Genomic DNA, 25,953 nt, shown 5'->3' on the forward strand with positions numbered 1-25,953 from the left:
GCAATACACCCTGTGTCTCCCGATGAGTCGCCGACTCTTGCGTCGCTTGCTCATTCGTGGTCCGACCAGCGTGTTGCTCGACAACATATTCGCTCGCCTTCCCACTGGCACCTGTGACGTTGAAGCATCCCATATAAGAACTCCTACTCGAGAGTGCGGGCTGCTAACTTCTCACGAAAAGCGTAAACCTGCTTTCGCCAAGCGAAAAACTCTTTGGACTGGCGAAACTGTGCCTAGTGATCGGGCGAAGCTGAAAACTATACAACGTGCCTGGACTTCGTGGGTAAATGTGCTGCCGTGTGTAAACACCACGTTATTCAGTGGAATGTGGATCCGGGAGATGGGGGGAGGTCGGTGTGCGAGGCTGCTATGGGGTCGATGCCGCCGCAGGCGTCATGATCGGCGGGGCCACGTCCACGACCAGTACGGCCACGCGCTAGAGGAGGCTACCCACCGCGTCGAGTCGGTCAAATTCCAATTCAGCGCGAGGCCTGTGCAGAGGGGCGGTAGAACTTCTCGAAAACCCTTTTCCGACAAAAAGTTAGCTCATTTTTGGCTGTTTTTTACACGAATCCCCGCCGACCCTCAATTTCGTGCGCAAGCGCCCCACCGATGCGCTGGCCGGCGCGGTGACACTCAGTGGCGGCTCCTGGTCCAGCTACCGCGTGGATGCCGATGTCTCCGGCCCGCTCAACCAGTCCGGTAGCGTGCGCGGGCGTGCGGTGGGCGCCTGGCAGGAAGGCGACAGCTATCTGGACCGCTATTGGGTCGACAAGAAAGTCTTCTACGGCGTGCTGGAGGCGGATCTGACCGACAGCACGCTGCTGACGGTCGGCGCCAGCTATCAGGACAATGCACCGCGGGGCGGAATGTGGGGCGCGCTGCCGCTGTATTACAGCGACGGCACCCAGGCTCGCTACGATCGCTCGACCAGCACTTCCACCGACTGGAGCCACTGGAGCAGCACCGACAAGCGCGTTTTCCTGGAAGTGCAGCAGGCGCTCGGCGGCGACTGGTCGCTGAAGGGATCGTTGAACTATCGCCGCTTCGAGACCGAGGGTGACCTGTTCTATGTGTACGGCCAACCCGACCGCCAGACCGGCCTTGGCCTGTTCGCCTACCCTTCGTACTACGACAGCAGCGAGTCGCAGAAGTTCGCCGATGTCTATGTCTCCGGTACCTTCGCGCTCGGGGGCAGACGCCACGACCTGGTGGTTGGCGTGAACTGGGGCACGCTCGACACCGAGCAGTTGTCGCTGTACGGACGCGGCATCGGCAACGCGCTGCCGCGCCTGGAAGACTGGACCGGCAATTATCCAAAGCCGGCGTTCGACGCAGGGGCCGACGGCGCTGCTTTCGACATGACAAGGCGCACTGCCTATGTCACTGCGCGCTGGAGTCTGGGCGATCGACTGAAGGTGATCACCGGCGTCAACCAGACCCAGGTGGAGAGCAACGGCACCAACTACGGCCTACAGCACCGCTACGACAGCAACCAGACCCTGCCCTTCGTGGGCGCGGTCTACGCCTTCGATCCGAATTACGCGCTGTATGCCAGCTACGCGGAGATCTTCAATCCGCAGACAGAACTGGATCGCAATCTGAACGTGCTCGATCCCATCACCGGCAACAATGCCGAACTGGGCATCAAGGGGCAATGGCTGGACGGCCGCATCAACGCGGCGTTCGCCCTGTTCCGCGCCAAGCAGGACAACACCGCAGAGAGCGATGGCAACGTAGGGGCATTGCTGGTCTATCGGGGCATCGACGCCACCTCCACCGGCTATGAAGCCGAGGTGGCCGGGCAATTGGGCGACTCCTGGCAGTTGAGCGCCAGCTACACGCAGCTGAGTCTTGAGGGCGATAACGGCGAAAACGTGCGCACTTACGTGCCGCGGCGCATGGCCAAGCTCGCGACCACCTACCGTGTTCCAGGGCTTGAACAACTCAAGCTTGGCGCTAATGTGCGCTGGCAGGAAGCCATCACGCGCGTGCAGGACAGCGGCCCTGGCATCATCCGGCAGCCGAGCTATGCGCTGATCGGGGTGATGGCCAGCTATGAAATCACGCCGCAGTTCAATGCGACGCTCAATATCAACAACCTCACCGATCGCACGTATATCAACAGCCTATACTGGGACCAGGGCTATGCGGGTCCGGGCCGCAATTGGTGGCTGTCGCTGAATTACCGCTTCTGACTGGCCGCGAATGCTGCCAATCCAACAATAAAAAGGCGCCCTACGGGCGCCTGCTTATTTCCTGATCGCCTTGCATTGTTGCGGTCGGAACCGCGCCCCTGCCAGGGTGCCGTATGCCGTTGCACATGGAAACAGCGCGGCCCGGCGTGACGCCAGAACACCTGTCAGTCGCGACCACGACTGGCCAGCCTGTCCAGGCGGTCCAGCAGACTCACCCAGAACGCGGCAGGCAGCTCGGCCTTGAGCGGCACGCTGTACAGCCACTCGTCGGCGAACGGACGGCATTTCACCGCGTCCTTCTCGGTCATCAATACCGGCAGGCGGCTACCGAAACTGAAATCCGCTGCCGTGTAGACATGATGGTCGGGGAATGCATGCGGCACGACCCCGATGCCGCGTGCGCGCAGCATGGCGAAAAAGCGTTCCGGATTGGCGATACCGGCAACCGCATGCACGCGTTGCCCGGCCACTATGCTCAATGGTTGTGCCCGCTTGCCATCCATCGGCTGCACGCTGTCGATGCTCAGCCGCATCTGCCATTCGCCGAAACCGGCATCGGCTGGCGCCTGCGGCGCGGCAGTCGCGCTGGCCTGACCGAGATTGATCACGCGGAAGTCGCACTCCTGCGCGCGTGCAGCCGGTTCGCGCAGCGGCCCGGCAGGCAGCAGGCGGCCATTGCCATAGCGGCGCTGGCCATCGACCACTTCGATTTCCACATCGCGGGCCAGCCGGTAGTGCTGCAGCCCGTCGTCGCAGACGATGATGTCGCACCCCGCTTCGACCAGGGCGCGTGCAGCCGCCACACGGTTGCCGTCCACGCGGACGCGTGCACCGGTCTTCCAGGCAATCAACACAGGCTCATCGCCCCCCAGTGCCACCGGCGTGTCCGCGTCGACCCAGCGGGCGGTGCCTGCGTCGTCGCGACCATAGCCACGGCTGGCCACGCCAGGGGTCCAACCGGCTTCCTGCAGCTTGGACACCAGCGCGATGGTCAGCGGCGTCTTGCCGGTGCCGCCCGCAGTGACGTTGCCGACCACGATCACCGGCACCGGTACGCCATGCCGCTTACGCCAGCCGCGACGATACAGGCCGCGCCGTACTGCAATCGCCGCGCCGTAGATCGGTGCCAACAGGCGTGCCGGCAGCGGAATCGGAGTGCAGTCGTACCAATAGCCCGGCGTGCGGGCGCCACGCTTGCTCATGCCTGACGTTCGCGAAACTGCATGCCGTGCAGATGCGAATACAACCCGCCCTGCGCCAGCAATTCGGTGTGGGTGCCGCGCTCGACGATGCGGCCCTGGTCCATCACCAGGACCTGATCGGCGTGCTCGATGGTGGACAGGCGGTGTGCGATCACCAGCGTGGTGCGGTCGGGCATCAGCTTGTGCAAGGCGTCCTGCACCAGCCGCTCCGATTCGTTGTCCAGTGCAGCGGTGGCCTCATCCAGGATCAGGATCGGCGCGTCCTTGAGCATCGCGCGTGCGATGGCCAGGCGCTGGCGCTGGCCGCCGGACAAGCGCCCACCCTTGGCGCCGACAGGCGACTGCAGGCCCTCAGGCAACTGCGCGACGAATTCCATGGCGTTGGCACCGAGGATGGCGCGCTCCAGTTGCCCGGCATCGGCATTGCGCATTTCGCCATAGGCGACATTGTCGGCAATGCTGCCGTCGAACAGCATCACCTGCTGGCCGACCAGCGCGATCTGGCGACGCAGGTCGGCCAGCGAGTAGGCCTGCACCGGATGCCCGTCGAGCAGGATCTGCCCTGCCTCGGCCTCGTAGAACCGCGGGATCAGCTTGATCAGGCTGGATTTGCCGCTGCCGGAACGGCCAACGATCGCGGTGACCGTACCGGGCTGGGCGACGAAGCTGACATCGGCCAGGGCCGGGTTCACCTGTTCCGGATAGCGCGCGGTCACGCCGCGAAATTCGATCAGGCCCTTGGCGCGTGTCAACGGCAACGTGCCCTGGTCGGGCTCGTCCGGGCTGTCGAGCACCGAGAACAGCCGCTCGGCCGAGGCCAGGCCGCGCTGCACCATGTTCTGCACATTGGTGAGCTGCTTGAGGCCCGGGATGATCGTCAGCATCGAGGTCATCAACACCACGAAATCGCCTGCGGTCAGGCGCCCGGCCAGGGCTTGCGCACCGGCCACGAACAGCAGCGCCGACAGGCCGATCGCGCCGATCATCTGCACCGTGGCGGTGGAAATGCCGCGGGTGGATTCGACCTTCATCGCCAGGCGCAGGTTGCGGTCGGCCAGCGCGCCGTAACGCTCCATCTCGGTCTGCTGGGCACCGTAGATCTTGACCTCCTGGTGGCTGGACAAGGTCTGATCGGCCGCCTGCAGCAAGTGCGCGCCGCTCTCCTGGATGCTGTGGCTGATGCGCCGATAGCGCCGCGCCACCTTGTCCATCACCCAGGCCAGCACCGGCGCCAGCACCACGATGGTCAGCGTGACCTGCCAGCTATGCCACAGCATCAGCGCCAACGCGCCGATCACCTGCAGCGATTGCTGGATCATCACCTTGACCGCGTCCACGGCCGCCTGCGCAACTTGATCCGAATCCGAGCCCAGGCGGATCAGCATCGAGGGTACCGGCTCGGCATCGAAGCGCGAACCCGGCAGACGCAGATACTTGGACATCACCTTGACCCGCAGATCGCGCGCGATGCTGCGCGCGGACTTGCCCATCGCCATATCGGTGATGTAGCCGGCAACGCCACGCACCACGAACAGCAGGATGATCTGCACCGGCAGCCAGCGGCTGACTTCGGCATTCTTGTAGATGAAGGTCTCGTCGGTGATCGGCTTCATCAACGCCAGGAAGCCGGTGGTGCCTGCCGCCTCCACCAGTGCGGCGATCAGCGCGCCGATCAACAACAGCCGATAGGGCCTGGCGAAGGCCAACAGGCGACGGTACGTGCGCCAGGACGAAACTGGCGCCGGGCGGTCGTTGGGGGTGGTCACTGGCGGGTTCCGTTCTTGCTGGTGTTGCCGCCGCTGCCGGTCTGCGGAGCGGTGGCGATGGCGATGCGCCGGAAGCCGAGCTGGCCCAGCGCGTCCTGCGCAGTGACCACGGCCTGGTACGGCGTGCGCGCATCGGCGCGCATCAGCACCGTCTGTTCGCGGTCATCGCCGGCAAGCTGGGCGATGGTCTGCTTCAGGGAATCGACATCCGAGCGCAGCACTTCCTGATCGTTGATGAAGTAGTGCCCGTCGGCATTGACGAGCACGCTGAGCGAGCGCGGCGGCGCGCTGGTGTTCTGGTCGCTGGCGGTCGGCAACTGCAGTTGCAGCGTGGAACGTGCGTCGAAGGTCGTGGTCACCACGAAGAAGATGATGAGGACGAGAATGACGTCAATCAATGGCACCAGGTCGATATGCGGCTCGTCCTGGTTTCGGTCGCTGCCGATGCGCATCCGTCAGCCCTTTGCCGTGACAGGCTTGATGCCCGACGCTGCTGGCGTGGGCGCAACCACGCGCCCGTCCATGGTATCCAACAACAGCGTTGCCTCCTGCTCCATTTCGATGATGTAGCCGGCAATGCGCCCCTTGAAGAACCGGTGCGCCATCAGCGCCGGCACCGCGATGATCATGCCCGTGGCGGTGCACACCAGCGCCTTGCCGATGCCGCCGGCCAGCTGATTCACATCGCCCACGCCGTGGTCGAGGATGCCCAGGAACATCTGGATCATGCCGACCACGGTGCCCAACAGGCCCAGCAATGGTCCGGCCGACGCGATCGTGCCCAGCGCGTTCAGATACCGCTCCATGCGGTGCACCACATGACGCCCCGTGTCCTCGATGCGTTCGCGGACCAGATCGCGCGGACGGCCGCGTACATCCAGCGCGGCCGCCAGCAAGGCGCCCAGCGGCGAATTGCGCCGCAGCGACTCGATATGGGTGGGGTCCAGCTTGCCGCGTGCGGCCCAGTTGCGCACTTCCTCGCCCAGACCCGGGGGCGTCACCTCGTTGCGGCGCAGGGTCCACAGACGTTCCAGGACGATCGCCAACGCGATCACACCCAACAACAGCAACGGCACCATCGGCCAACCGCCCGCCTTGACCAGCTCCAACACGATTCGATTCCTCCGGCAACGCGGCCGCCTATTCGCTGGCCGATAGGATAGCAGCCGACCGCCGCCGTTCCGCAGCGTCCCACAGCCGCGGCTGCCAACGCCGCCGCTCGCGCACCTGCAAGCCGTCCGCTTCCAGCCAGACCCTGATCGCACCGGACTGGGCAGTATCGAGCACTTCGGCGCCACTGCCCTGCCAACGCTGCACCACCTGCGCCCGCGGGTGCCCGAATCGGTTGCCGTGCCCGGACGACACCAACGCCAGCCGCGTGCCACTGGCGGCAATCAAGCCGGCATGCGAGCCATCCGCACTGCCATGGTGCGGCACGATCACCACCTCCGCCCGCAACAGCGGGGCGTGGTCGCGCAGCAGCCTCTGCTCGACCAGCGCATCGATATCGCCCGGCAGCAGCGCGCTGGCGTAACGTGTCTCGACCCGCAGCACGCAGCTGGATTGATTGCGCAGGTACGGAAACGCCGGCCCGGGATGCAGGACCCGAAAGCGCACTCCATCCCACTCCCACTGCTGTCCGGCGTGACAGCGCGTACTGACATCCAGCGGCGCACCTGGCGGCGCGGCGGTCATCGCGACCGGCATGCCGGCACGCACAGCCGCATAGCCGCCGGCGTGATCCGCATCGGCATGGCTTAGCACGATGGCATCCAGCCGGCGCACGCCAAGTGCATGCAAGGCGGGCAGTACCACGCGCTCGCCGGCATCGAAGCCATCGCGCACCGCCGGGCCGGTATCCACCAGTAGAGCATGGTGCTGGGTACGCACCAGCACCGCCAGGCCCTGCCCCACGTCCAACACCTCGATGTCGGCCTCGCCCGCAACGGGCAAGGCACGATCCGGCCACAGCAGCGGCAACCACAGCAGACAGGCCATGGCCTTGCCAGGGGTACCTCGCGGCAGCAATAGCCAGAACGCGCCCAGCAACGCGGCGATCAGTGCGATGGCATCGGATTCGGGCACCCACCACAACGCTGCGGTGGTCTGCCCGAGCCAGACAAAACCGGGCCAGGTCAGTTCGAAACACCAGCTTGCCAGTTGCCATGCCCAGACCCCTGCGCCGGCATGCAGGGCTTCCAGCGCCGTGCCGATCAGGCACAGCGGCACGACCACGAAGGTCCACCAGGGAATGGCCAGCAGATTGGCGAACGGCCCCACCAGGGATGCCTGCCCGAACAGGCTGATGGTGAGGGGCAGCAAGCCCACAGTGGCGACGGCCTGCGCAGAGAGAAAGCCGCGCACGATGGCGCGGTCGTCCGATGGCAGGCACCACACCAGCCAGGCGACACCGGCAAAACTGAGCCAGAAGCCGGCCACCAGCACGCTCAGCGGATCCCATAGCAGCACCGCCAGCAAGGCCAGCGCGAGCATCTGCGCGGTCGTGGCGCGTCGCCGCGTGACCCGCGCCAATGCCACGACCGCGATCATCAGCACGGTCCGGACAGTGGGCAGCGCCAGCCCCGCGAGCACGGCGTAGGCGGCCGCGCCGAACAATGCCGCCAGCGCGGCGGCATGAACGCGTGGAATCACCAGGCCAAGGCCGGGCCGCCATCGCCACAGCGCGGCGACCGCCAGCGCGAAAAAGCCGGCGACAAGGCCGACATGGAATCCAGAGATCGCGATCAGGTGGCTGAGCCCGGTCGCGCGCAAGGTGGCCCAGGCCGCATCGTCAAGACCGCGGGTGTCGCCCAGTGCCAGCGCACGCAGATACGGCGCCGACGAGCCAGATACCTGGTCAGCGATACGTTGCGACATGCGATCGCGCCAGGCATCCACACCGCGTGGCGCGGCAAGCGGATGGGCGGCGCCGGGTTCACGCACATAGCCGGTCGCCGCGATGCGTTGCGCCAGTGCCTGGCGTTCGGCATCGAACCCTCCCGGGTTTCGCAGCCCGCGCGGCGCACGCAACTTGAGCCGCAGCTGCCACCGGGCACCGGCCCGCAATGCGGCGCGTGGCCCGACCTGCTGCGCCTCGAAGGCGTCGTACCACGCCAGTTGCAGCAGCTTGCCACGCACTGCCGCCGGCTGCGCCTGATCGCGGTCGACACGCAACTGGAAGCGGGTGCGCCGCTGCTCGGCCACGGGCAGCCCGACCACCTGGCCACGGACCGTGAGATCGTGCGCTTCGTCATCTGGAAGCAACTGCGACTGCAATGCCCGACCCGCATGCCAACCGGTAAGCGCAAAGCCCAGCACCATGGTTGCAAGCATCAGCATCCGCACCGCCGCGCGCGGACGCCGCCACAAGATCCCGATGAGGCTCACCAGGCCTGTTCCACCAAGGGCCGCATAGGTCGCGGACGACACGAGGGCCGGCGACCACGCGCAGCCGACCACGCCCAGCAGCAAGGCCACCGCAATGGGGACGGCCGATGCAAGCGGTGCCGGTGTCGCCCTAGGTGCCGAGACATCCATGCCACTCCGCCATCCTGATCGTCCTGAATCCACCACCTCAGGCTAGACCACGCCGTCTGGCGCCCATAGCAGTGGTTTGCCCGCCACATGGTAGGAAGAAGACGGGTTGGCGGTGGCGGATCTTCATCATACCGAGCGCTCCGACCAACCGACAGAAGCAGTCATCCGGACGCGTACGTGGTGTCGTCGTCGGAATGTATGTTGAACGATATCCGCAACACGCTCGCCTCCGCCGCGATGTGCACTGCCGGCTCGCGACGCTCGACGAACTGGCGATCGATACCGCGATCGTCGCGATCCGGATGCTGCCACCAGCATCGTAGTTGCCGGGTCCACGCCAGCTCACCGACCCGCGGTGGCGCACTCTGGGGGCACTGTGGCGGCCTTCAGCACAAAGGCCGCCCTCAGCATGGCCTGTCCGATCCGACGCCAAAGCACCCACAGGAACATCAGAGCGGCGATAACACGCGTGTCCTCACTTGAGGCGCCGAGCACCTCCGTTGACGACAGGCGTCCCGGTCGCAGCACGCAGCTACCCCGGCAACCGGTCGCAACTTTAGCCGGTCGGGCAGCAAACATCGAAGCAGCAGGGTGTCATCCTGCCCCCCTACGTTTGGTGCTGGCGCAGACCACATGTGTGCGATCGCTCGATCAGTTGCGTGTGCGAATCCGTATAGACGGACACAGACCGGCGATGCGACACACCACATGCAGCCATCCGTTGACCGCAGAGCCGGTATTCGCCTCGATTTCATGGGACAGGCGCTCTGGTCGGGGCTGTTATCGAGGAGTTCCCCTCATGCGTAAGGGCATCGCATTGATTGTCGGCGTGACCGGCATTTCCGGTTACAACCTCGCCAACGTACTGGTGGCTGAGGGCTGGACCGTCTATGGCCTGGCGCGTCGGCCGCTGCCGCAGGACGGCGTCATCCCGGTCGCTGCCGATCTGCTGGACGCCGAAGGCACCCGCACTGCGTTGCAGGGCTTGCCGATCACCCACGTGTTCTTCTGCACCTGGACGCGGCGCGACACCGAGCGTGAAAACGTCGAGGCCAATGGCGCGATGATGCGCAACCTGTGCGAGGCCTTGAGCCATGCCCCGTTGCAGCATATGGCCTTGGTCACCGGCACCAAGCACTATCTGGGTGCATTCGAAAACTACGGCAGCGGCAAGGCGGAAACGCCGTTTCGCGAAAGCGAGCCGCGGCAACCGGGCGCGAATTTCTACTACACGCTCGAGGACCTGCTGTTCGCGAACGCCGAGCGCCACGGCTTTGGGTGGAGCGTGGATCGCTCGCACACCATGATCGGCATGGCCAACGGCAGCAATGCGATGAACATGGGCGTGACGCTGGCGGTCTATGCATCGCTGTGCAAGCACACTGGTCAGCCGTTCGCGTTTCCGGGCTCGCAGGCGCAATGGAACAGCCTCACCGACCTCACCGATGCCGGCCTGCTCGGCCGACAGCTGGCCTGGGCAGGACGCAGCCCCGCAGCGCGCAACCAGGCCTTCAACACCGTCAACGGCGATGTGCTTCGCTGGCGCTGGATGTGGGAGCAGATTGCGCAGTTCTTCGAACTCGATGCAGCGCCCTGCCCGGACACGCCACAGCCACTGGAAGCGCGCCTGACCGAGTCCGCGCCTGCGCGATGGGCCGAGCTTGCCGCCAAACACGGCCTGGTCGCAGCGGACGTCAATCGGCTGGCCTCGTGGTGGCACACCGATGCGGACCTGGGCCGCGAGATCGAGTGCGTCAACGACATGACCAAGAGCCGCGAACTGGGCTTTGTGGATTTCTACGACAGCCGCGCCTCGTTCTTCGAACTGTTCACCCGGCTGCGGGCGCTGCGCATCATTCCTTGATCGTGTTTTGAGTATCAGCGCGGGTCTTCAACGGACTGTGGTTGCTCCTTGCGCCGCCACCGGAACACCGGCGGCGGCGCAGCACTCACACCGCCGAGGGCGCCAGTTCGCGCAGCTTGCCCTGGTGCAGCTCCAGCACACGATCCAGGCGGCGCGCCAGGCCGCGGTCGTGGGTCACCAGCACCAGGCTGGTGCGCTGGGCGCGATTGAGCTCCAGCATCAGCTCGAACACCGTGCCGGCGGTCTTGTCGTCGAGGTTGCCAGTGGGTTCATCGCCCAATACGCAGCCGGGGCGGTTCACCAGGGCACGCGCCACCGCACAGCGCTGACGCTCGCCACCAGACAGCTCGCTGGGCTTGTGCTCGATGCGATGGCCCAAGCCGACCGATTCCAGCAGATGCAGCGCCTGCCCGCGCGCAACCGCCACCTCCTTGCCCGACAGCAGTACCGGCATCATCACGTTTTCCAACGCGGTAAATTCCGGCAGCAGGTGATGGAATTGGTACACGAAGCCCAGCGCCTGGTTGCGCAGCTTGCCGCGCTGGCCGTCGGACAGCGCGGACATGCGCTGGCCTGCCACGTAGACCTCGCCGGAGGTCGGGATATCCAGCCCGCCCAGCAGATGCAGCAAGGTGCTCTTGCCCGCACCGGAGGCACCAACAATGGCCACCGTTTCGCCGGTCGCCACCGATAGATCCAGGCCGTCGAACACCGGCGTGCGCATCTTGCCTTCGGCGTAGGTCTTGGCCAACGCCTCGGCGCGAATCACCAGATCGGATTGGTTGGGCTGTTGCATTCCCGATTCCCGATTCGCGAATCCCGATTCACGGATCTCATTCATAACGCAGCGCCTCCGCCGGTTGGGTCCGCGAGGCACGCCACGCTGGGTACAGGGTCGCCAGGAAACTCATGACCAACGCGACCACGGTGATGATCACCACGTCCTGCGTCTGCATATCGGTCGGCAGGCCGGTGATGTAATAGACGTCCTCCGGCAGCAGTTTTACGCTGAAAACCGCTTCGATCACGCCCAGGATGCGTTCGAGGTTGAGCGTCAGCACGATGCCGCCGATCACGCCCATAATGGTGCCCATGAAGCCGATCAGCGAACCCTGCACCATGAACACCTGCATCACTCCGCCGGGCGACAGGCCCAGCGTGCGCAGGATGGCGATGTCGGCCTGCTTGTCGGTCACCAGCATCACCTGCGAGGACACCAGGTTGAACGCCCCCATCGCCACGATCAGCGACAGCAGGATGCCCATCACGGTCTTTTCCATCTTCAACGAGTGATAGAGGTTGGCGTTTTCCTGGGTCCAGTCGCTGACGCGATACGGGCCGTGCAACTTGAGCGCAAGGTCGCGCGCCACGTTCCAGGCCTGGTCCATGTCGTGCAGGCGCAGCCGCACGCCGGTCACGCCGTCCATGCGCAGCACGCGCCCCAGATCCTGCATGTTGACCACCGCCAGGCCGCGGTCGATTTCGTTGTAGCCAGCCTCGAAGATGCCGCTGACGGTGAAGCGCTTGAGCCGCGGCATCGCGCCCAACGGGGTGGCCTGGGTATCGCTGAGCAGCACGACGATGCCGTCGCCTACGTCCACCCCCAGCCACAGCGCCAGTTCCTTGCCGATGATGATGTTGTAGGAGCCGGGCGTCAGGCTGTCGACCGACCCTTGCTGCATTTTCTTGGCCAGCACCGACACCTTGGCCTCTTCGGAAGGAATCACGCCGCGCACGATGGCCGGTTGCTTGCGCGGGCCCTGCAGCAGTGACTCGGTTTCGATGTACGGCGCGGCGCCGGCCACACGCGGGTCGGCCATGGCGACCTCGACCGCGTGCTGCCAGTCCCGCATCGGCGCACCTTCGGCACTGACTGTGGCATGTGCAGCCATCTGCAGCAGACGGTCGCGGATTTCTTTCTGGAAGCCGCTCATCACCGCCAGCGTGGTGATCAACACGGTCACGCCCAGGGCGATGCCCAGGATCGATGCCATCGAGATGAAGGAGATGAAACCATTGCGCCGCTTGGCACGCAGGTAGCGCAAGCCGATGGCAACCGGGATAGGTTTGAACATGCGGTTCAACCGGGAAAGGGACGCTATGGTGCCACTTGCAGCGCCCGGGACGAAATCGCGTGTGCCTGTGCGGCCAGACGCAGTTCACGTCGCTGCGCTGCCGGCAGCGTATCCGGCCAGAAATGCAGCCGGCTGCGGCGGTTACCGCTGCTCCGCCAGGACACCACCGCAATCGGCCCGCGCCAGCGTACCTGCATGTCCTCCACCCGCTCTCCGTCGACGCTGGCCGCCGCATCGCTCCATGGCACCACCAGTTGGCGGAGCGGCGAGCGCAACAGCCGGTGCAGCGAATGCATGCCGAGCAGCGCGGCATAGCCGGACAACACCAGCGCACCCCAGATCGGCGCGCCGCAGCGCCATACCGCGCCCTGGGCCAACAGCGCCATCAGCACCAGCGCGCAGGCAAGTGCGCGCGAGGGCCGCCATTCAAGCCGGCATGGCGCGGATATCGGCGATGAGTGCGGCGTTGTCGGCATCCGGGCAGGCCTCGTATCCCATGAACCAGCGCCACAACTTATCGTCTTCGCAATCCAGCAACTGTAGGAAAACCGCGCGCTCTGCCGCAGGCGCTTGCGCCCAGCGTCGGTCCAGATAGCGGCCGAACAATTGATCCAGCTCGCGCATGCCGCGCCGACAACGCCAGCGCAGCTTCTTCAGCAGTGTGTCTTCGTCCATCTCTTTCTCCACCCCGCCCCGCGGCGGGCCGAAAACGACAGCGGCACCTGACCCAGGAGGCCGGTGCCGCTGAGAACCGCATCCCGCCGGGCAGGACCGTATCGCCTTGCGATCAGGCGCGGCGCGCCATCATCAGCTTCTTGATCTCGGCGATGGCCAATGCCGGATTCAATCCCTTCGGGCAGGTCCGCGCGCAGTTCATGATGGTGTGGCAGCGATACAGCTTGAATGGGTCTTCCAGGTCGTCCAGGCGCGCACCGGTGTCTTCATCGCGCGAGTCGATGATCCAGCGGTAGGCCTGCAACAGGATTGCCGGGCCCAGGTAGCGCTCGCCGTTCCACCAGTAGCTCGGGCAACTGGTTGAGCAGCAGGCGCACAGGATGCATTCGTACAGGCCGTCGAGCTTCTTGCGATCTTCCGGCGACTGCAGGCGCTCACGGTCCGGCGGCGCGGGGGTCTGGGTGCGGATCCACGGCTTGATCGAGGCGTACTGCGCATAGAAATGGGTCAGGTCCGGCACCAGGTCCTTGATCACATCCATGTGCGGCAGCGGATAGATCGGCACCTCGGCCTTGCCGCAGGCCGCGATGGCCTTGGTGCAGGCCAGCGTATTGGTGCCGTCGATGTTCATCGCGCACGAGCCGCAGATGCCTTCGCGGCAGGAGCGGCGGAAGGTCAGGGTCGGGTCGATCTCGTTCTTGATCTTGATCAGCGCGTCCAGCACCATCGGACCGCACTTGTCCAGATCGATCTCGTAGCTGTCGGTGCGCGGATTGGCGTCGCCATCCGGATCCCAGCGGTAGACCTTGAAGGTGCGCGTGTTCTTGGCGCCTTGAGCAGGGTAATGCTTGCCCTTGCCGATCTTGGAATTCTTGGGGAGGGTGAACTCTGCCATAGCTGCTCTCGTTGGCTCAGGCGACGCGCGGTGCGAGCGAAAACCGCACCGTGCGCATGAAATTGGAAACGATGGATGCCACCATCAATACGGTGGCGCGGCCGCCGACATGCTGCCGGCGCCGCGCCTGCGTCAGCCCTGCTGCGCACCGTGCGACCGCAACGTCCGGACGCACCAGGCGCTGGATCGATCGGGTGACTGGGGCGGTATCAGGCATCGGCATCGACGATTCAGTACACGCGCGGCTTCGGCGGAACCACGTCCACTTCCTTGCTCAGCGTGTACATGTGGACCGGGCGATAGTCGAAATCGCACTTGCCCTTGTCGTCCACGGTGACCAGCGTGTGCTTCTGCCAGTTGACGTCGTCGCGATCGGGGAAGTCCTCGTGCGCATGCGCGCCGCGGCTTTCCTTGCGCTGCTCGGCCGAGTTGATCGTCGCCACCGCGTTGAGCAGCAGGTTGCTCAACTCGTAGGTTTCGATCAGGTCCGAATTCCACACCAGCGAACGGTCCGACACCTTGACGTCTTCGAAGGTGGCGAAAATCTCGGCCATCTTGTCCACGCCTTCCTTCAGGGTCTTGCTGGTACGGAACACCGCAGCGTCCGACTGCATGGTGCGCTGCATGTTGTCGCGGATCACCGCCGTCGGCGTGGAGCCGTTGGCATGGCGCAACTTGTCCAGCAGGCCCAGTGCCTTGTCGCAGGCATCGGACGGCAGCGGCTTGTGCGGCTGGTTGGTCTTGACCGTCTCGGCGCACCGGTTGGCCACCGCACGCCCGAACACCACCAGGTCCAGCAGCGAATTGGAGCCCAGGCGGTTGGCGCCATGCACCGACACGCAGGCCGCTTCGCCGATGGCGTACAGGCCGGGCACCACCGCATCCGGGTTGTCGCCCTGCTTGCGCACGACTTCTCCGTGGTAGTTGGTAGGAATGCCCCCCATGTTGTAGTGCACGGTCGGCAGCACCGGAATCGGCTGCTTGGCTACGTCCACACCGGCAAAGATGTGCGCGCTCTCGGCAATACCGGGCAGCTTGTCGTTGATCACTTCCGGGCCGAGGTGGGTCAGGTCGAGCAGGATATGGTCCTTGTGCTCGCCGACGCCGCGGCCTTCGCGGATCTCGATGGTCATCGAACGCGACACCACGTCGCGCGAAGCCAGGTCCTTGTAGTGCGGTGCATAGCGCTCCATGAAGCGCTCGCCGTTGCTGTTGCGCAGGATGCCGCCTTCGCCACGCACGCCTTCGGTGATCAGGCAGCCCGCACCGTAGATGCCGGTGGGATGGAACTGCACAAACTCCATGTCCTGCATCGGCAGGCCGGCACGCATCACCAGACCGCCGCCGTCGCCGGTGCAGGTATGGGCGGAAGTGGCGCTGAAGTAGGCACGGCCGTAACCGCCGGTGGCCAGCACCACGCCGTGGGCGCGGAACAGGTGCAGCGAGCCTTCGGCCATGTCCAGCGCGAGCACGCCACGGCAGACACCCTCTTCGTCGAAGACCAGGTCGAGCGCGAAATACTCGATCATGAAACGCGCGTTGTGCGCCAGCGACTGCTGGTACAGCGTGTGCAGCATGGCGTGGCCGGTGCGGTCGGCCGCGGCGCAGGTGCGCTGCGCGGACGGGCCTTCACCGTACTTGGTGGTCATGCCGCCGAACGGGCGCTGGTAGATCTTGCCCTCTTCGGTGCGCGAGAACGGCACGCCGTAGTGTTCGAGTTCGATGATCGCCGGGATCGCTTCGCGGCACATGTACTCGATGGCGTCCTGGTCGCCCAACCAGTCCGATCCCTTGATGGTGTCGTAGAAGTGGTAGCGCCAGTCGTCCTCGCCCATATTGCCGAGCGCGGCGGAAATACCGCCCTGCGCGGCCACGGTGTGCGAACGGGTCGGGAAAACCTTGGTCAGGCAGACCGTCTGCAGCCCCTTCTGGGCCAGGCCGAAGGTCGCGCGCAGGCCAGCCCCGCCGGCTCCCACCACGACCATGTCGTACTTGTGTTCAGTAATCTTGTAAGCGGACATCTAATCTGGATTCCTGTTCTGTGCGCCCGATGACTCAGGCACCGCCCAGCGCGATGCGCGCCACTGCGAAAATGCTGACGATCGCGCCAAGCGCGGCGATGAACTTCACCGTCGTCTGCAGCGCTAATGCCAGCAGCGAATTGTGGATGTAGTCCTCAAGCACAACCTGCAGGCCAAGCTGCGCATGCCAGAACATTGCCACCAGGAAACCCACCAGTAGGACGGCGTTCCAGGGCTTGGACACGGCCGCAACCGCAGTCGGGTAATCAGAACCGAGCAGACTCAGCACGAACACCACGAACCAGATGGCCAGAACCACCAGCGCCGTGGCGGTCAGGCGCTGCAGCACGAAATGCTCTGTACCGGTCTTGGCGGCGCCCAGGCCGCGCACGGTCTTCAGCGGGGTACGGTAACGGCTCATGCGGCGGCTCCGGTCAAGACATAGGCCCAGATCGCGGCGGTGATGACCAGGCTGGCGATCACCGAGGTCCAGCTGCTACGCACGAAGGCGGGGATGCTGAAGCCGTGGCCGAAGTCCTGCACGATATGGCGGATACCGTTGGACAGGTGATAGGCAAACGCCCAGGACCATGCAAACAGGAACAGCTGGCCGTACCAGGCGCCAAGATGCTGGGTGAAGCACGACCAATGGTCCTGCCCGAGCATCAACACCAGCAGGGAGACGGCAATGACCAGCGCCCCTCCGGAAAGAATGACGCCGGTGGCTCGATGAAGGATCGAGGTCGCCATCTGAATCTGCCAGCGATACACCTGCAGATGTGGGGAAGTGGGACGTTCGCGGATCGCCATTCGCTGGGCTCGTTTTCTCGGCTGGGCGGCACTAGGCCGCTGTGGCTAAAAGCTGCTCAAAAATCGATGCAGCGTCCATTTTTTTCCCAGTCGCCATAGCGCGTTGGCTCGGGGCCGTCGCGCCCACCGATCTCTTTGGGCAGGGGCCGCTTCTCGGGAATGTGCTCCTGAGAGGAAGGCTGCGTCTCGGAATCCTGCGATGGCGTGGGGGTTGGATGGCCTATCATAGTGGTCTCACAACGTTGCGATTTTAGTCCTCCCCTTCCGTGGCTGACAACCTGAATCTTATTCCGCAGGGGTTTGGCTCCCTGCACGACATGCAATACGTCCGCTTGATCGGGACGGATGCAGTGGCGTTCGCGCATGCGCAATTTGCCAACGACGTGCAGGCGCTGGCGATCGGGCGGTGGCAATGGAATGCGTGGTTGACGGCGAAAGGGCGCGTCATCGCGATCTTCGCACTCCTGCGTGAGGACGACATGCACCTGCTGATGCTGCTGCCCGATGGCAACGCGGCCGAGATCGCCGCGCAGTTGGGGCGTTTCGTGTTCCGGCGCAAGCTGAAGCTCGCGCTTGCCACGCCCGCAGCCTACGCCGGCTTCCAGGCGCCACGGCAGGCGCAGGGCGCGCAGGCCGCCATCACCGCGCAGCACATCGAACTGGATCTCGGTAGCAGCGCCCTGCCCCGCACGCTGTTGCTGCTGGCGGGCGATGCATTGGCTGCGTCTATCGATTTACCCGGCATCGACGCCCAATGGCGATGCGCCGATCTGCAATTGGGCCTGGCGCGCCTGCCGGAGGCACAGCGTGAGCAGTGGACGCCGCAGCAACTGGCGCTCGACCGCCTGCAGGCCTTCAGCGTCAAGAAGGGCTGCTACCCAGGCCAGGAAATCGTGGCGCGCACGCATTTCCTCGGCAAGGCCAAGCGCGCAGTGCGACTGCTCGACACCGACATCGCCGTCGCGCCGGGCGATGCGATCAGCCTGGATGGCGCCGAGGTGGGCACCGTGGTCAGCGCCGCTGGCACATTGGCCCTGGCGGTGCTGCCGCTGGAACTGGCGGTCGGCGATGGCGCGGCACTGAAGGCTGGGGACGCCCCTGCCCGATTGCTGCAGATGACGCCCGGCCTGACCCGCTGAGCTGAGCTGCTGCGACACCTGCTGAGCCCGACCCGCTGAGCCCGGGCCACGAGTTCTCGAACGGCGGCGATGGCAATCGACACGCCCGGGCCTGCATGGCGCAGCCGTCGCTGCGCCGCGACGGTGCGAACCGGCGTCGTTCCGCCGCCGGCGCCGAGATGCCGGCGGCGTGAGCCGTTCTCAGGCAGTCGCGTCTGTCAGGCGCTCGCCAGTGGCTGGGTCGAAGAAATGCAACACATCGCTGCGCAGCGCCAGGCGCAACGGCTCGCCCACCGCCGGCAAGGCCTGCGGCGCGACGCGGATCACCAGCGGCTGCCCACCGCGATCCAGGTTGAGGAAGATCTCGTTACCCACCGGCTCGACGACCTCGACGCGCGCCTCGAAACCCAGCACCGGATCGCTGGACGGCTGCAGATGCTCCGGGCGCACGCCGACGATCACGTCCCGGCCGAACCAGCGACGATCCACCTGCGCAGCACCCAGCGGCACGCGCCAGCCATCGGCCATCACCAGATGCAGGCCGTCCTGCTCATCCAGCCGGCCCTGCAGCACGTTCATTGCCGGGCTGCCCAGGAAACCGGCCACGAACAGGTTGGCCGGGCGGTCGTACAGCGCCATCGGGCTATCGATCTGTTGGATCACGCCATCCTTGAGCACCACGATGCGCTGGCCCAGCGTCATCGCTTCGACCTGATCGTGGGTGACGTAGATCATGGTGGTGCCGAGCTTGCGGTGCAGCTGTGCGATCTCGGTGCGCACGCTGTGGCGCAGCTTGGCGTCCAGGTTCGACAACGGCTCGTCGAGCAGGAACACCGACGATTCGCGCACCATCGCCCGCCCCAGCGCCACGCGCTGGCGCTGGCCGCCGGACATCGCCTTGGGCAGCTTGTCCAGCATCGGGGTCAGGCCGAGCAGCTCGGCGGCGTTGTTGACCCGCTCGGCGATCACCTGCTTGGGATGGCCACGCAGCTTGAGCCCGAAGGCCAGATTCTCTGCCACCGTCATGTGCGGATACAGCGCATAGCTCTGGAACACCATGGCGATGTCGCGATCCTTCGGCGCCACGTCGTTGACCACGCGCTCGCCGATCTTCAGCGTGCCGGCGCTGATGTCTTCAAGGCCGGCGATCATGCGCAACAGGGTCGATTTGCCGCAGCCGGACGGCCCGACCAGCACCATCAACTCGCCGTCGGCGACCTCGAAGCTCGCACCCTGCACTGCCACCTGGCCGTTTTCATAGACTTTGCGGACACCTTCCAACTGCACTTTCGCCATCGTTCGGCCTCAACTGTGTATGCGCCCTGCCCTCGGCCCTCCCGATGGCAATGACGACCGACCCATCTGCACGGAATGTTCCTGCAAACGAATGCATTGGTTTATTCTGACATGTAATCGTTTTCACATGGCAACATCGATCTCGGGAGGAATCATGCCGCAACCGACCCACGCTGCTGTTTCACGCAGCGTCAGCTGCCTTGCAGAGCCAATCATTCCGCCACGCGGGGGCAGCTATACCGCCGATGCGCTAACCGCTGACCGTCAGTTGCTGCAACAATCGGGGATTGGGCGTCAGCGTCCATCCCCCACTGCGCGCACGCAAGTGCGGTGCAGGAACAGACGTACCGACCGCCGGCACACCGGCGCCTTTCCGCCAAGCCGCTGATAACGATGTCCCCAGAATCCGAAACGCGATCCATGCACAACACCCTGATCCTGTTCGGCGCCACCGGCGATCTTGCCCAGCGCTATCTCTTTCCTTCCCTGCTGCGACTGTTCATCGATGGCCTGCTGCCGGAAGACTTCCGCGTGCGTGCGCTGGCGTTGTCGCCGCACGACACCGATGCGTTCCGCGAGGTGCTGCGCCCACGCCTGACCGAAGCGCTGCCGATCGCCACACCCGAGCAGATCCAGGCGCTGCTGCAGCGGATCGATTACCGCTCGGTGGACCTGCGCAATGCCGAGTCGGTGGCCGATGCGGTCCGTGAGCTGGCAAGCCGCCGCATCGTCAGCTACCTGGCGATACCGCCGGACCTGTACATCAGCACCTGCCAGGGCCTGGCCCTGGGGGGCGCCCTGGCCGCGCCGCACCGGCTGATGCTGGAAAAGCCGATCGGCCACGACTCGGACAGCGCCCGCGAGATCCTGCAGTCGATCGGCGCCTTGATCGACGAGGACCGTGTGTTCCGCCTGGACCATTACCTGGGCAAGGCGGCGGTCCAGAACCTGGTGGCGCTGCGCTTCGGCAATACCCTGCTGGAGGCGGTCTGGAACCGCACCTATATCGAATCGGTGCAGATCCTGGTGGCCGAAAGCGAAGGCGTGGACGGGCGCGATGCCTACTACGCCCGCTCCGGCGCGCTGCGCGACATGGTGCAGAGCCATATCCTGCAGCTGCTGTGCCTGGTGGCGATGGAGCCGCCAGCCTCGCTGGAGGCCGACCGTATCCGCGACGAGAAGGTCAAGGTGTTGCGTGCACTGCGCCCGATGACCGCCGAACATGCCGCACATGACAGCGTGCGCGGCCGCTACACCGCCGGCACCATCAATGGCCAGCCCGCGCAGGCCTACCACCCGCCGGAAGGCAGCGACGTGGAAACCTTCGTCGCGGTGACCGCGCATATCGACAACTGGCGCTGGGCCGGGGTGCCGTTCCATCTGTGCACTGGCAAGCGTCTGGCCGAGCGCTCCACCCGCATCGTGGTGACGCTCAAGCCGGTGACGCATTGGCTGTTCGAGCGGCCCGACCGGCAGAATGCGGTGCCCAACCGCCTCACCTTCCAGCTGCAGCCGCAGGAAAACATCGAGCTGGGCCTGATGAGCAGCCTGGCCGGACCGGAATGGGGCGCGATCGAACTGCAGCCGCTGGAACTGGAGCTGTCGGTGCCCACCGGCCTGCACCGCCGCATCGCCTATGAGCGCCTGTTCGTGGATGCCTTCAACGGCAACCCGGCGCTGTTCGTGCGCGACGACGAGGTCAAGGCCGCCTGGGCCTGGATCGACAGCGTCAGCGATGCCTGGGCCGCGGCGCAACTTCCGCTGCAGCCCTACCCGGCCGGCAGCTGGGGCCCGGACACCGCTGCCCCGTTCCTGCCCCCCGCCACCGACGCACAGGGAAACAACGCATGACCGCTCCTTCCAAGCCGGTGCTGGTTGCCGATATCGGCGGAACCAATGCGCGCTTCGCGCTGGCCGACATCGACGCCTCGGTACCGTTGCTGGATGACACCTCGCGCGAATTTGCGGTGGTGGAGTTCGCCTCGCTCGGTGAAGCGGCCCGGTACTACCTCGACCAGATCGGCGTACAGGCCACCAAGGGCGTGTTCGCGGTGGCCGGGCGGGTGGATGGCGACGAAGCGCGCATCACCAACCATCCGTGGGTGATCTCGCGCACGCGCACCGCCAGCATGCTCGGTTTCAGCACCCTGCACCTGATCAACGACTTTGCCGCGCAGGCCATGGCGATCAGCCTGCTGCGTCCGCAGGACGTGGTGCAGGTGGGCGGGGCCAGCTGGCGGCCGGCGCCGATCGATCAGCCGCGCAACTACGGCGTGATCGGCCCGGGCACCGGGCTGGGCGTGGGCGGCCTGATCATCCGCAACGGGCGCTGTTTTCCGCTGGAAACCGAAGGCGGCCACGTCAGCTTTCCGCCGGGCACGCCGGAGGAGATCCGCGTGCTGGAAATCCTTTCCGAGCAATTCGGCCGGGTCTCCAACGAGCGGCTGATCTGCGGCCCGGGCCTGGTCAACATCCACCGTGCGCTGAGCGAGATTGCCGGGGTCGATCCGGGTCCGCTGGAGCCCAAGGACATCACCGCGCGCGCAGCCGCCGGCGACCCGCGCTCGGCACGTACCATCGACCTGTTTTGCGCCATCTTCGGTGCGATCGCCGGCGACATGGTGCTGATGCAGGGCGCGTGGGACGGCGTCTTCCTCACTGGCGGGCTGGTGCCCAAGGTGCTGGATTCGCTGCAGCACTCCGGCTTTCGCCAGCGCTTCGAGCACAAGGGCCGGTTCTCCGCGATCATGTCGAAGGTGCCCTCGCTGGCCGTCATGCACCCGCATGCCGGTCTGCTGGGCGCCGCAGCGTATGCCGTGGATGCCGAACGGCAGCATCCGGGAGAACAGCGATGAGCCTGCACGAGGACCCGCGCATCACCCTGGTGCGTTACGACGACCCGGCCGAATGGACCGAGGCGGTGGCCAGCGAAATGGCCGACCTGCTGGAACAGGAAATCTCGCGTCGCGGGCAGGCACGCATGCTGCTCTCCGGCGGGACCACGCCTGCCCCGGTCTACGAATCGCTGGCACATCGTCCGCTGGACTGGTCGCGGGTCGAAGTGGGCCTGGTGGATGAGCGCTGGCTTTCGCCGCAGGATCAGGACAGCAACGCCTGGCTGGTGAATCACAGCTTCCTGACCCACGCGCCGGCGGCGACCTTCATCCCGCTGGTTCGCCCGGGCAAGCAGCTTCCCGAATGCGTGCACACCGCGAACCTGCAGGCCACCCATGCCGAGCCGGCCTGCCTGGCAGTGCTGGGCATGGGCGGCGATGGCCATACCGCCTCGCTGTTCCCCGGCTCGACCGAGCTGCCGAAAGCGCTCGCCAGCCCGCAGCCGTACGCGTCGCTGGATGCCACCGGTTGTCCGGGCGCCAATCAATGGCCGCTGCGCATCACCCTGACCCCGGCCGGGCTGGCACCGATCCCCAGCCGCCTGTTGTTGCTGCGCGGCAAGCAGAAGCTCGACGTCCTGACGGCGGCGCTGGCCGGCGATGACATCAGCCAGTACCCGATCCGCGTGGCCTTGCAGCAGCCCGGCCCCAGACTGCGTGTGCACTGGTTTGCCTGATACGCGGCGCGCTTGCACGCGACGGCATGCACGCGATGGCGCGCTCCTGCAGCAGCCAGCACGCTGCAGGGCGCGCGCAGGATTGTCGATAGGCGCATGCCGCTTCGGTGACCCCATGCCCGTTCCAGCCGCCGCGCAGACATGCAGAACTCCACGCCCACGCACCACATCCCCCGTTTCTCATAGCCGGTAGCCAATGAGCCTGCATCCGAACATCCAAGCTGTCACCGACCGCATCCGCAAGCGCAGCGCGCTTTCGCGCGCGGCCTATCTGGCCGGCATCGATGCCGCCCTGCGTGAGGGTCCGTTCCGTAGCCGATTGAGCTGCGGCAATCTCGCGCATGGCTTCGCGGCCTCCGAGCCCACCGACAAATCGCGCCTGCGCGGCGCGGCCACGCCCAACCTGGGCATCATCACCGCCTACAACGACATGCTGTCGGCGCACCAGCCGTTCGAGCATTACCCGCAGCTGATCCGCGACACCGCGCGTGCGCTCGGCGCCACCGCGCAGGTGGCCGGCGGCGTGCCGGCGATGTGCGATGGCGTGACCCAGGGCCGCGCCGGCATGGAGTTGTCGCTGTTCTCGCGCGACAACATCGCCCAGGCCGCCGCGATCGGCCTGAGCCACGACATGTTCGACAGCGTGGTGTACCTGGGCGTGTGCGACAAGATCGTGCCGGGCCTGCTGATCGGCGCGCTGGCATTCGGGCACCTGCCGGCGATCTTCATGCCGGCCGGCCCGATGACGCCCGGCATTCCGAACAAGCAAAAAGCCGAAGTGCGCGAGCGCTACGCCGCCGGAGAAGCCACCCGCGCCGAGCTGCTGGAAGCGGAGTCTTCGTCGTACCACTCGCCCGGCACCTGCACCTTCTACGGCACCGCCAACTCCAACCAGGTACTACTCGAAGCGATGGGCGTGCAGCTGCCCGGTGCCTCGTTCGTCAACCCGGAACTGCCGTTGCGCGCTGCGCTCACCCGCGAGGGCACCGCGCGTGCGCTGGCGATCTCGGCACTGGGCCAGGATTTCCGCCCGTTCGGCCGCCTGATCGACGAGCGCGCCATCGTCAACGCGGTGGTCGCGCTGATGGCCACCGGCGGCTCGACCAACCACACCATCCACTGGATTGCCGTGGCCCGTGCGGCCGGCATCGTGCTGACCTGGGACGACATGGACCTGATCTCGCAGACCGTACCGCTGTTGACCCGCGTCTACCCGAACGGCGAAGCCGACGTGAACCGCTTCCAGGCCGCTGGCGGAACCGCGTTCGTGTTCCGCGAGTTGATGGATGCCGGCTACATGCACGACGACCTGCCCACCGTGGTCGAGGGCGGCATGCGCGCCTACGTCAACGAGCCGCGCCTGCAGGACGGCAAGGTCACCTACGTGCCCGGCATTGCGACCACCGCCGACGACAGCGTCGCGCGCCCGGCCAGCGATGCGTTCGAAGCGCAGGGTGGCCTGCGCCTGTTGCGCGGCAACCTGGGCCGTTCGCTGATCAAGCTGTCGGCGGTCAAGCCGAAGCACCGCAGCATCGAAGCGCCGGCGGTGGTGATCGACACCCCGCAGGTGCTCAACAAGCTGCATGCCGCCGGCGTGCTGCCGCACGATTTCGTGGTGGTGCTGCGCTACCAGGGCCCGCGGGCAAACGGCATGCCGGAACTGCATTCGATGGCGCCGTTGCTGGGCCTGCTGCAGAACCAGGGCCGGCGTGTGGCGCTGGTCACCGACGGCCGCCTGTCCGGTGCGTCGGGCAAGTTCCCGGCCGCCATCCACCTGACCCCCGAAGCCGCGCGCGGCGGCCCGATCGGCCGTGTGCGCGAAGGCGACATCGTGCGCCTGGATGGCGAGGCCGGCACGCTGGAAGTGCTGGTATCGGCCGAGGAATGGGCCTCGCGCGAGGTGGCGCCGAACACCGCGGTGGCCGGCAACGACCTGGGCCGCAACCTGTTCGGCATCAACCGCCAGGTCGTCGGCCCCGCCGACCAGGGCGCGATCTCCATTTCCTGCGGCCCGACCCATCCGGACGGCGCGCTGTGGAGTTACGACGCCGAATACGAACTGGGCGCCGACGCCGCTGCCGCCGCTGCGCCGCACGAGTCCAAGGACGCCTGACCCCTTCCCTCTGCGCGGCCGCTACGGCGGCCGCCGTCCAATGGAGTTGCAATGACGATTGCCCAGACCCAGAACACCGCCGAACAGCTGCTGCGCGACGCCGGCATCCTGCCGGTGGTCACCGTCGATACGCTGGACCAGGCACGCCGCGTCGCCGACGCGCTGCTGGAAGGCGGCCTGCCCGCCATCGAGCTGACCTTGCGCACGCCGGTGGCGATCGATGCGCTGTCCATGCTCAAGCGCGAACTGCCCAACATCGTGATCGGTGCGGGCACCGTGCTGAGCGAACTGCAGCTGCGTCAATCGGTGGACGCCGGTGCGGACTTCCTGGTGACCCCGGGCACGCCGGCCCCGCTCGCACGCCTGCTGGCCGATGCGCCGATCCCGGCGGTGCCCGGCGCCGCCACGCCGACCGAATTGCTGACACTGATGGGTTTGGGTTTCCACGTGTGCAAGCTGTTCCCGGCCACCGCCGTGGGCGGTCTGCAGATGCTCAAGGGCCTGGCCGGTCCGTTGTCCGAGCTCAAGCTCTGCCCCACCGGCGGCATCAGCGAAGCCAACGCCGCCGAGTTCCTGTCGCAGCCGAATGTGGTCTGCATTGGCGGGTCGTGGATGGTGCCCAAGGATTGGCTGGCCCAGGGCCAGTGGGACAAGGTCAAGGAAAGCTCGGCCAAGGCGGCGGCGATCGTGCGGCAGGTGCGGGCGGGTTGATTGGCTGGGCGCCATCTCCGGCAGGTTGATCGTTGGATGGCTTCGAATCAGCACGTCGATACAGATGTGCTGATTCGCTAAAAACGGCATTGGAGATCGGG

Annotated in this window: 22 protein-coding genes and 1 pseudogene; 8 read left to right on the forward strand and 15 right to left on the reverse strand. The window is 66.0% G+C overall.

Translation table 11 applies throughout. The features are described 5' to 3' along the window. Positions 1–593: 593 nt before the first annotated feature. Positions 594–2,198, forward strand: coding sequence for a TonB-dependent siderophore receptor (locus tag XCSCFBP4642_RS0111685; RefSeq protein WP_029219942.1), 1,605 nt, complete (start codon positions 594–596; stop codon positions 2,196–2,198). Between the two features lie 164 nt (positions 2,199–2,362). On the opposite strand, the gene lpxK is transcribed toward XCSCFBP4642_RS0111685, so the two are convergent. The 5 genes and pseudogenes from lpxK to XCSCFBP4642_RS0111710 all read right to left on the reverse strand — a co-directional run. Beyond that, a complete protein-coding gene (gene lpxK / locus XCSCFBP4642_RS0111690; protein ID WP_029219943.1) occupies positions 2,363–3,400 on the reverse strand; it encodes a tetraacyldisaccharide 4'-kinase in 1,038 nt (345 codons plus the stop codon). Continuing rightward, positions 3,397–5,166, reverse strand: a complete 1,770-nt coding sequence (gene msbA / locus XCSCFBP4642_RS0111695) for a lipid A export permease/ATP-binding protein MsbA (RefSeq protein ID WP_029219944.1) — start codon at positions 5,164–5,166, stop codon at positions 3,397–3,399. The genes lpxK and msbA overlap by 4 nt, the downstream gene beginning before the upstream one ends. Beyond that, the gene (locus tag XCSCFBP4642_RS0111700) at positions 5,163–5,618 is read right to left on the reverse strand and encodes an ExbD/TolR family protein (RefSeq protein WP_029219945.1); all 456 of its coding nucleotides are present in this window, start codon (positions 5,616–5,618) and stop codon (positions 5,163–5,165) included. Before XCSCFBP4642_RS0111700 ends, msbA begins: the two co-directional genes overlap by 4 nt. Positions 5,619–5,621: 3 nt before the next feature. Beyond that, on the reverse strand, positions 5,622–6,278 hold the full coding sequence (locus XCSCFBP4642_RS0111705; RefSeq protein ID WP_029219946.1) for a MotA/TolQ/ExbB proton channel family protein: 657 nt from the start codon (positions 6,276–6,278) through the stop codon (positions 5,622–5,624). Next, positions 6,172–8,703 (reverse strand): annotated as a pseudogene (locus XCSCFBP4642_RS0111710) (DNA internalization-related competence protein ComEC/Rec2); the annotation flags it as partial. The pseudogene XCSCFBP4642_RS0111710 and the gene XCSCFBP4642_RS0111705, both read right to left, overlap by 107 nt. A 799-nt stretch (positions 8,704–9,502) precedes the next feature. On the opposite strand from XCSCFBP4642_RS0111710, the gene XCSCFBP4642_RS0111720 reads away from it, so the two are divergent. Beyond that, on the forward strand, positions 9,503–10,567 hold the full coding sequence (locus XCSCFBP4642_RS0111720; protein WP_029219948.1) for an SDR family oxidoreductase: 1,065 nt from the start codon (positions 9,503–9,505) through the stop codon (positions 10,565–10,567). An 85-nt stretch (positions 10,568–10,652) separates the two neighbouring features. On the opposite strand, the gene lolD is transcribed toward XCSCFBP4642_RS0111720, so the two are convergent. From lolD to XCSCFBP4642_RS30495, 9 genes are all read right to left on the reverse strand, one after another. Further along, a complete protein-coding gene (lolD, locus tag XCSCFBP4642_RS0111725; RefSeq protein ID WP_167331385.1) occupies positions 10,653–11,363 on the reverse strand; it encodes a lipoprotein-releasing ABC transporter ATP-binding protein LolD in 711 nt (236 codons plus the stop codon). A gap of 37 nt (positions 11,364–11,400) precedes the next feature. Further along, positions 11,401–12,642 carry a lipoprotein-releasing ABC transporter permease subunit gene (locus XCSCFBP4642_RS0111730; RefSeq protein WP_029219950.1) on the reverse strand — a complete coding sequence of 414 codons (1,242 nt, stop codon included), beginning with the start codon at positions 12,640–12,642 and terminating at the stop codon, positions 11,401–11,403. A gap of 23 nt (positions 12,643–12,665) precedes the next feature. Then, entirely contained in the window at positions 12,666–13,118 is a 453-nt protein-coding gene (locus XCSCFBP4642_RS0111735) for a YgfX family protein (protein ID WP_033898299.1), read from the reverse strand. Next, positions 13,069–13,317, reverse strand: a complete 249-nt coding sequence (locus XCSCFBP4642_RS0111740; protein WP_014507842.1) for an FAD assembly factor SdhE — start codon at positions 13,315–13,317, stop codon at positions 13,069–13,071. Before XCSCFBP4642_RS0111740 ends, XCSCFBP4642_RS0111735 begins: the two co-directional genes overlap by 50 nt. Before the next feature lie 112 nt (positions 13,318–13,429). Further along, positions 13,430–14,212 (reverse strand): succinate dehydrogenase iron-sulfur subunit, encoded by a 783-nt coding sequence (locus XCSCFBP4642_RS0111745; RefSeq protein WP_029219952.1) that lies wholly within the window; start codon positions 14,210–14,212, stop codon positions 13,430–13,432. Between the two features lie 230 nt (positions 14,213–14,442). Next, entirely contained in the window at positions 14,443–16,233 is a 1,791-nt protein-coding gene (sdhA, locus tag XCSCFBP4642_RS0111755) for a succinate dehydrogenase flavoprotein subunit (protein WP_029219954.1), read from the reverse strand. 34 nt (positions 16,234–16,267) lie between these two features. Then, positions 16,268–16,654: a succinate dehydrogenase, hydrophobic membrane anchor protein gene (sdhD, locus tag XCSCFBP4642_RS0111760; protein WP_029219955.1), complete on the reverse strand. Its 387-nt coding sequence runs from the start codon at positions 16,652–16,654 to the stop codon at positions 16,268–16,270. Then, complete coding sequence (sdhC, locus tag XCSCFBP4642_RS0111765; protein ID WP_029219956.1) at positions 16,651–17,043, reverse strand: succinate dehydrogenase, cytochrome b556 subunit; 393 nt, start codon at positions 17,041–17,043, stop codon at positions 16,651–16,653. Before sdhC ends, sdhD begins: the two co-directional genes overlap by 4 nt. Before the next feature lie 56 nt (positions 17,044–17,099). Next, positions 17,100–17,408, reverse strand: a complete 309-nt coding sequence (locus XCSCFBP4642_RS30495; protein ID WP_323134674.1) for a DUF1674 domain-containing protein — start codon at positions 17,406–17,408, stop codon at positions 17,100–17,102. Between XCSCFBP4642_RS30495 and ygfZ the strand changes: the two genes are divergently transcribed. Further along, a complete protein-coding gene (gene ygfZ / locus XCSCFBP4642_RS0111770) occupies positions 17,310–18,182 on the forward strand; it encodes a CAF17-like 4Fe-4S cluster assembly/insertion protein YgfZ (RefSeq protein ID WP_029219957.1) in 873 nt (290 codons plus the stop codon). The genes XCSCFBP4642_RS30495 and ygfZ overlap by 99 nt on opposite strands. A gap of 180 nt (positions 18,183–18,362) precedes the next feature. On the opposite strand, the gene XCSCFBP4642_RS0111775 is transcribed toward ygfZ, so the two are convergent. Next, positions 18,363–19,457, reverse strand: a complete 1,095-nt coding sequence (locus XCSCFBP4642_RS0111775; RefSeq protein ID WP_029219958.1) for an ABC transporter ATP-binding protein — start codon at positions 19,455–19,457, stop codon at positions 18,363–18,365. Between the two features lie 420 nt (positions 19,458–19,877). On the opposite strand from XCSCFBP4642_RS0111775, the gene zwf reads away from it, so the two are divergent. The 5 genes from zwf (at position 19,878) to XCSCFBP4642_RS0111800 (ending at position 25,852) form a co-directional block, all read left to right on the forward strand. Then, positions 19,878–21,308, forward strand: coding sequence for a glucose-6-phosphate dehydrogenase (gene zwf / locus XCSCFBP4642_RS0111780; RefSeq protein WP_029219959.1), 1,431 nt, complete (start codon positions 19,878–19,880; stop codon positions 21,306–21,308). Further along, positions 21,305–22,312 carry a glucokinase gene (gene glk, locus XCSCFBP4642_RS0111785; RefSeq protein WP_029219960.1) on the forward strand — a complete coding sequence of 336 codons (1,008 nt, stop codon included), beginning with the start codon at positions 21,305–21,307 and terminating at the stop codon, positions 22,310–22,312. Before zwf ends, glk begins: the two co-directional genes overlap by 4 nt. Beyond that, entirely contained in the window at positions 22,309–23,028 is a 720-nt protein-coding gene (pgl, locus tag XCSCFBP4642_RS0111790; RefSeq protein WP_029219961.1) for a 6-phosphogluconolactonase, read from the forward strand. Before glk ends, pgl begins: the two co-directional genes overlap by 4 nt. A gap of 196 nt (positions 23,029–23,224) precedes the next feature. After that, complete coding sequence (gene edd, locus XCSCFBP4642_RS0111795; RefSeq protein WP_029219962.1) at positions 23,225–25,141, forward strand: phosphogluconate dehydratase; 1,917 nt, start codon at positions 23,225–23,227, stop codon at positions 25,139–25,141. 51 nt (positions 25,142–25,192) lie between these two features. Then, positions 25,193–25,852 (forward strand): bifunctional 4-hydroxy-2-oxoglutarate aldolase/2-dehydro-3-deoxy-phosphogluconate aldolase, encoded by a 660-nt coding sequence (locus tag XCSCFBP4642_RS0111800; RefSeq protein ID WP_029219963.1) that lies wholly within the window; start codon positions 25,193–25,195, stop codon positions 25,850–25,852. The last annotated feature ends 101 nt before the right edge of the window (positions 25,853–25,953 follow it).

This window comes from Xanthomonas cassavae CFBP 4642 (genome assembly GCF_000454545.1).
Lineage (GTDB): Bacteria > Pseudomonadota > Gammaproteobacteria > Xanthomonadales > Xanthomonadaceae > Xanthomonas > Xanthomonas cassavae.